Annotated in this window: 7 protein-coding genes and 1 tRNA gene; 2 read left to right on the top strand and 6 right to left on the bottom strand. The window is 40.4% G+C overall.

The annotated features are described in order from the left end of the window. The 6 genes from LBL30_00200 to LBL30_00175 all read right to left on the bottom strand — a co-directional run. A partial coding sequence (locus LBL30_00200; protein MDR1031538.1) for a preprotein translocase subunit YajC occupies window positions 1-66 on the bottom strand: 66 nt, incomplete at its 3' end. A gap of 163 nt (window positions 67-229) precedes the next feature. Next, on the bottom strand, window positions 230-1,108 hold the full coding sequence (locus LBL30_00195; protein ID MDR1031537.1) for a hypothetical protein: 879 nt from the start codon (window positions 1,106-1,108) through the stop codon (window positions 230-232). Further along, entirely contained in the window at window positions 1,105-2,454 is a 1,350-nt protein-coding gene (locus tag LBL30_00190) for a hypothetical protein (GenBank protein ID MDR1031536.1), read from the bottom strand. The genes LBL30_00195 and LBL30_00190 overlap by 4 nt, the downstream gene beginning before the upstream one ends. Further along, window positions 2,455-3,438 carry a type II secretion system F family protein gene (locus LBL30_00185; protein MDR1031535.1) on the bottom strand — a complete coding sequence of 328 codons (984 nt, stop codon included), beginning with the start codon at window positions 3,436-3,438 and terminating at the stop codon, window positions 2,455-2,457. Continuing rightward, window positions 3,428-3,664 (bottom strand): hypothetical protein, encoded by a 237-nt coding sequence (locus LBL30_00180; protein MDR1031534.1) that lies wholly within the window; start codon window positions 3,662-3,664, stop codon window positions 3,428-3,430. Before LBL30_00180 ends, LBL30_00185 begins: the two co-directional genes overlap by 11 nt. Window positions 3,665-3,699: 35 nt before the next feature. Continuing rightward, window positions 3,700-3,776: transfer RNA gene (locus tag LBL30_00175), tRNA-Arg, on the bottom strand. A 384-nt stretch (window positions 3,777-4,160) separates the two neighbouring features. On the opposite strand from LBL30_00175, the gene LBL30_00170 reads away from it, so the two are divergent. Both LBL30_00170 and LBL30_00165 read left to right on the top strand, forming a co-directional pair. Continuing rightward, the gene (locus tag LBL30_00170; protein MDR1031533.1) at window positions 4,161-4,676 is read left to right on the top strand and encodes a hypothetical protein; all 516 of its coding nucleotides are present in this window, start codon (window positions 4,161-4,163) and stop codon (window positions 4,674-4,676) included. 514 nt (window positions 4,677-5,190) lie between these two features. Next, window positions 5,191-6,354, top strand: coding sequence for a hypothetical protein (locus tag LBL30_00165; protein MDR1031532.1), 1,164 nt, complete (start codon window positions 5,191-5,193; stop codon window positions 6,352-6,354). The last annotated feature ends 62 nt before the right edge of the window (window positions 6,355-6,416 follow it).

Below are 6,416 nucleotides of genomic sequence, written 5' to 3'. Positions count from 1 at the left end.
TTCCTTTTTCTGCTGAGGACGAAATAACAGAAAATAAAAAATCACAAATATCAGTAAAATCGGCATTAAATTAACCAGGCTGAAGGCATATGACTCGCCAGCCTGCGCATAAGCATTTTCAGCAAACATTATTTACACTCAAATTCATAAAAACCTAGGTGAATTTAGCATAAAAATCTCAGCATCCAAATGCTCTCGAAACAAACAAGGTTTATGCCGGCAAAAACAATTACAGTTCTTCATTTTTTATAGCTTTAGGCCGGATTATCTGGCCAGGTTTTATTTGCTCACACTCAGGGGCGCCTGAAAATTTAATTGTTATACCGTCGCTGTTGATTTCTAAAATTTGTACCGCAGTGAACCCTTCGTACACATTCTCGTTCGGCAAATCAATTGTATCGCCTTGGGCGTACCACTTCCCATTTATACACGCTTTCGCCGATTCTGGCGTTACTATAACCGATTGTAATTTAAGAAAGTCAGATTCTTTTAGCACTCCAGCCCCAAATATCGACAAATTGTAATTCGGAATGTCATTGAGATCAGGAATGAACTCCTGATCAATCAAGCCGAAGCATATTGTGCTAAAAGTTATTTTACATACGAAAGTTTTAATCGACTTTTCAAAAGTTACATCGACGCTATCCAGCGATACAAGCCCAGGAACGCAGTTATTTAAGCAAGCGATAAATTTGTAAACATTGTTTTGAGAATTTATCGCCGCATTGATGGCTATCTGATACGACGTGAACAAGCCATCCGCTTCGCGTAAATTCATCGACTGCAAAGACAGCTCTTTAACCCCGCATGACAGCGCTATCTCACTCAACGCTTTTTCTATGTCCGCTTCATCAAACCTACACCAAGAACGCCTGAAAAAGTCATTACTTACATCTTTAGCCTCCTCCCTCCACTTGTTAACGTAATCCAAATCGTCATCAAGTTTGTTTAGGCCTTCTTGCATACTTGCTATCTGGGCTTGTTTATCAAGCAGCGCATTAATCGACCAAGATCCAACTAGTATTGAGACAGCCAAAATCCCCGCAAGCAATAACAGCGCGATAAGATCGTTTTTGTATGTTAAAACTTTGGCAAAAGTCTTCTTCATATCGTCAGATCGATTGTAAAAAGCTCTCGCTGTTTACGGTAATCAAGATTGCCCTCCAACAAGATTCTAGACCTTGATTTATTTTGCTTTTCCGCCGTAGCGCCAGAAAAATACTTCCCCAATTCACCGCAAATATCTTCCACCTGATCAGGCAAAGCGCTAATGAAAAGCTTAATGCTGGGCTTGCGCTCATACTTTAGGCCAATAATGTCAGCGGTATTTTTTAATGCTGCAGATATATTGTTTAAGTGCTTCCAGATACAATCTGTGTTTGTATTTGTCAATTTAAGAGCGCTAACCAGCTTATCTGCGCTTGCATCAAGACCAGTAATCTCAAACTCATGACACAGGTCTTTTATGCTGTTTTCTAAAACAACTCGTTGTTGTTCGATCTTTTGAGACAAAACATTAGCGACTGTCCAAGGCCGCCAGACCAATGCCGCACCAAGGCAAGTGGTCAGGAAAACACATGATGCACAAAGCGCGTTGCAAAGATATCTTTTGATTCTGACCAGCCAAAGCTTGTGCTTATTAACCAGTAACGGGCTTTTGAAAATTTTGCGAGAGGCAGCACGAGATATAATTAGCTTAGCAAGCTCGCTCATACCTCCGCTATTTGATTTATTAGCGCCTGCATCAGGCAACCCGATTACTTTGATAAAATCTGGCAAATTGAGTTTATCCAGACACCCTCGATTCATGTTAGAAAAAACTGTTATTGGCTGATCTATTGTCCATTTATACCTGCGCATATATAAGGCGGCCTCATTGATCTTCTGACTCAACATATCTGGTAGTGCAAGAGTACTAGTGATTATATCTAGGTTGAATATGCAGTTATTTTGATATCCACCAACCAGCTTAATTCCATCTAAAAATCGCCCAACAAATATCCACCATCCAGACATATCGCAATTAAACTGCTTTTTGAGGGCCAAAGGAATCAATGCCAGCAAAGGGAAAATGCCTAAAATGTTAGGGCTGCTTGAATGCAACTCAGAAGGTAATAAATCCCCGTTTAAAGCAGCAGTTTGCACGTGAAATATATTTCTGCTGAAGAGGTGTTTTATAACAAATTTACCTAAGTAGCATTTTCCAACATCTGCCTGTCCTTTCAGATAATTCCTCAACTCACCCCAAGACAGTGGCGGCGTTGTCTCCATACCAAGAGCGACTTTTCTGTCCAAAGTTAATATACAAAAGTTTTCATTAGATCTTTCAATCAAATGCGACCATTTGGTAATTTTTCTAAGCTGTATATTACCGGATCCTTCGCGGGCAATATGTAGGATATCCTTCGTATCAGACAGAATAAACGATACATTATTGTTAAACAGCTTGATCATCTAGATATCGCTTATATTGATCAAATTGCTATAAATAGGCAAAAATAATCCCATAATAACGATTAATAAAACCAATCCTGTAAAAATTGTCAAAAATATTGATAGCTTGCTGGATAATGACTTGATATACAGCTCTATTTGATTATAAATCATTTCGGAAAACGTACCCAAGCTTTTGCCAAGCGTGTTGTTTTCTTCGCCGATCTCTATCGCCAACAGAAAGAGTCTTGGCATAAAACTGCAGCATTTATTAAATGACGAGCTTATTTTATAGCCCTCATGCACCATTAAGCATGATTTTTCCAGGCAATCTCGCCAGTATGTGTTTTTTATTGAAGAAACCGCAATCTGTAATGCCTCAAGCGAAGCAATTTTAGCCTCAAGGGCCGAAGAAAGCGTCAAACTGAACTTCCACAGGTTAATGCTGTTTATAATCCGTCCACAGATTGGAATTTTACTCGCAAATTTTGACAGTAAATACTTACGCTTTAAAGCCATTACGGTAATGGTTGTACAGAAAATCACAACTAATAAAGATAAACCCTCTAAAAACTTAACCCAATCGGTCGAAAACACAAACAAGACCGTAGAAGTAAAAAATCCATATTCCAGATTTAGATCTTTATACATATTCGACAGCTGTGGAACCAGCACAGCGCCACAACAAAAGACCGTGACAAAAGCCATAAAAACAGAAAACAACGGATAATACAGCGCTTGTTTAATGTATCTTGAGGCTTTGTTGTTTAGCTCTAAAAACCGGATAATATTACTTGCGGATTCGGCTAGGTTACCTGTCTTCTCAGCCAAAGCCAAAAACTTTACTGCTATATTCCCAAATGTATGCTTATATCGACCGAAAGCGTCGGAGATACTGAATCCTTGCTCTATTAGCGACCTGATCTCGCCAATTGCTATTATTAGCAAATCTGGTAAATCGTTCTTGGACAGCGCTGTCAGGGACTCCATTATATTAAGCCCCATCGCGGCCTGATATTTTATATGATGGAAAAAACAGCAGCAGATCTTCGTGCTTTACCCCTATTCCTAAAAACCGCTTAATTATAATTTTAAAAGAAATGCAGCACTTTATGGGGATTAACCTACGGTCAAATAACTCAGATCTTGCGCCGTTTCTGTTATCGGCAATTATAAAACCAGTTGATCTAATTCCTGATCTGTCCGACGCACAGTACTTGTAAACAGGCATAAACTACCGCAGTTAAAGTCCACTAATCAGACAATTGGCGTACCCGAGAGGATTCGAACCTCCGACCTTCGCCTCCGGAGGGCAACGCTCTATCCAGCTGAGCTACGGGTACGGATAACTTGCGGGATACTACATCTTATTACTAAATATATATATTTAATTGTTACTGTTATATTGGACTTAATTATGTGGATCAAAAATTATCATCATTTTACCAACAGGTAGTTTAGCTAAAACGGCCAATACTACAAACACAGCGCCGTTTCTTTAACATTTGTGGGTAACTTTAGTAACGGTTAGTAAACGCAAGCATTATTATTAGCGTCAGTGAATATTTATGGCTATTTAGGTTACACAGCGTAATCTATTAACAAGTTATTAACAGTAGCTTCTGTTTAAAAAGTAACAACCTAGATTAAAAGGACTAACCGTCGTTTAATACTTGATTAGCTTTATTCTTGTAGAATAAACCATAGTTGACAAATGGAGGTTAATTATGGCGTATAGGATTTTTCCAATAAGTTTATTGGTTTTTATGATGTTTGATTCAAGTGCAACGTTACATAGGGAGGGTGAAACTGCTGCGCCGTTTAATATTAGGATGACGGTTCAGCCAGGCGATCAAGAAATTAATTTGAGATCAAGAATTGCGATTGTGACGGACGAAGAAGGGCAAGAGCAACCTACTCGAATGAGGACGCTGGCGCGCTGGGGGTTTATTAATAAGGCCATGAGGGTACTTGTAAAAATTTTATATCCTCTTGAGGGATTGGGCCAATTTGTTGGTTGGGCTGGGGCAACTGTATCAGCGATTACGACTCCAGCGCGTGATTATTTCCCTGAGCTTACATTTATTGCAGATGTACAGAAGGTCTCTTTGCTTGCCAGCATTACCGGTGGCCTAATTTACGCGGGGGCGAAATATGCAGTAACCGGTCTGGAGAAAGAACTTCAGGAATTCGATGCTATTCGACAAGCAGAGCAAAATGCGCTAGCGCAAGAACAATTGTGAAGCACGCATATAAACTTTTCAAGATACGGTTTGTTACTCTGGCTTAGTCAAGGCAATTAGGTCAAGCTTTGAGGGGCAAAGCTTTAACTTAATTGAACATGCCGCTCAGTTTGCTTATCAAGTGGTTGGCGAATATCTGCACAATGCAAGCATACTGAAGCGGGTTGAGGTAGTAAAAATATTCCCAGAACCAAGCGAGCTTCAAAGTACTTCGTTCATATACTCTGATTGGTAGAAGGTGTTTACTTTAAGCTGAAAGGCCTTGCCTAACACAGTATAAGCCCATCGAGCAGGTCTGCGTATGCGCCTGCGAGCCTTGCGGTAGCAAGCCCAGGCTGAGAGAGGTTCAAGTACTACTCAGCTGGTCGTGAAAGAATAACGCGGGGGAGGGGCAAGAGGTCAACAGTAAACCGAAGTTAAAATACTAAAATTTTCGTATTTTTCTAATTTTTATTTTGCTTTGACTTGCACTGATGTTGTAATCTTCCTTTGGATATTTCGCTATGGAATGGTCATGATAGGCGCAAAGCGTGCTGGAGCTAGAGAGATTACCCCTCCCCCCCCCCCTCTCTTTAGTACTAATACTAAGGAGCGGTCCTGCTCTAAGTTGAGGGTTAGGTATTGCGGCGATTTTAAACCGAATGATGATTTTAGCTTAAAAATAGTTCAGTTCGAAGAACTGCCTACCGAGGAAACCAGCAAGGCTTCCGAGCCTTACGTTAGCAAGCCCAAACTGGGTCTATTTAGCATACAGATCGCTGGCTGTTCAAATTCTTATGGTCAGTTCAGTAGATTTGCATCAATATTGTTCTTGGCCTCATTGGTAGCATTCTTACCCAGCTGCTCAAGTCCGAACAAAGATTCCTTTCGCCCACATCTGTACCTAGGCGTAACCAGCAATTACTCAGATTCAAGTGCTACCTTAGAGCCAAGGTACTTCGTGCCTGATTGTGGTCTTGGTGGTGGTGGAAATTGGGGAGCTGGTTGGATGATTGGACGTGGCAATGCTGTTCAGGTAGGGGCTCCCGCCGGAAATTTAGCGACCAATAGCTACTCTCTCCTAAATGATGCATCACGGGATTTAAGCTCCAAAACCTCTGGCGTAGGCTTTGGTACGATTATTGGTTTAGAGATGAAAGTTTTTAAGTTGCGTATGTCTCTGGAAGCTGATTGTTCCACTCTAGGCTATGGAAAGAATAAACAGAGAGACGACCTATTTGAGAATTTCTCGTTTGGGTTATCTTATAGATTAGGTTTAAAACTTGGAAACTATTTCACTCCCTATCTATTGGCGGGGATGGAATTTAATACATTTAGAGCACGTGGAGAGAATTTTCATTTTCAAGAAAATACTCCGGTTAGATATATAGATATATTGGGTGCTGTGAGCATAACCCCATCTGAGAGTTGTTTTTACAACTTAGACAGTGGTAAAATAATACAAAGTCCAAGATTAGGTTGTGGATTTGAGATAAGCTTCTTTGAACGTTTTAAGTTCAGGTTTGATTGTCTTTGGGCTTTGAGAAGAAGGGTTTGCTGTAACTTTGAAACTCAAACTACGTTATCGGCGCCTAAGAATATAGCCGGAGGTTTGCGTAGGCAGGTTGGCGCTGAAGATACAATGAATTTGTTTCACAAGAAATTTTCCACTCGCTTCGGCATCATTATGGATCTGTAAATTGTCTATAGCCTAAGCAGTACTTGGATTCATCTAGCTTGGGCTTGCTGACGCAAGACTCG

The organism is Holosporales bacterium, assembly GCA_031263535.1.
In the GTDB taxonomy this organism is placed as follows: Bacteria; Pseudomonadota; Alphaproteobacteria; order UBA3830; family JAIRWN01; genus JAIRWN01.
Note: the sequence above shows the minus strand (reverse complement) of the source record. Positions and strands in the feature narration are given on the sequence as shown.

Coding starts and splice junctions, on each gene's coding strand:
- LBL30_00190 (MDR1031536.1), bottom strand. CDS start 2,454: ATGATCAAGCTGTTTAACAATAATGTATCGTTTATTCTGTCTGATACG.
- LBL30_00185 (MDR1031535.1), bottom strand. CDS start 3,438: ATGGGGCTTAATATAATGGAGTCCCTGACAGCGCTGTCCAAGAACGAT.
- LBL30_00180 (MDR1031534.1), bottom strand. CDS start 3,664: ATGCCTGTTTACAAGTACTGTGCGTCGGACAGATCAGGAATTAGATCA.
- LBL30_00170 (MDR1031533.1), top strand. CDS start 4,161: ATGGCGTATAGGATTTTTCCAATAAGTTTATTGGTTTTTATGATGTTT.
- LBL30_00195 (MDR1031537.1), bottom strand. CDS start 1,108: ATGAAGAAGACTTTTGCCAAAGTTTTAACATACAAAAACGATCTTATC.
- LBL30_00165 (MDR1031532.1), top strand. CDS start 5,191: ATGATAGGCGCAAAGCGTGCTGGAGCTAGAGAGATTACCCCTCCCCCC.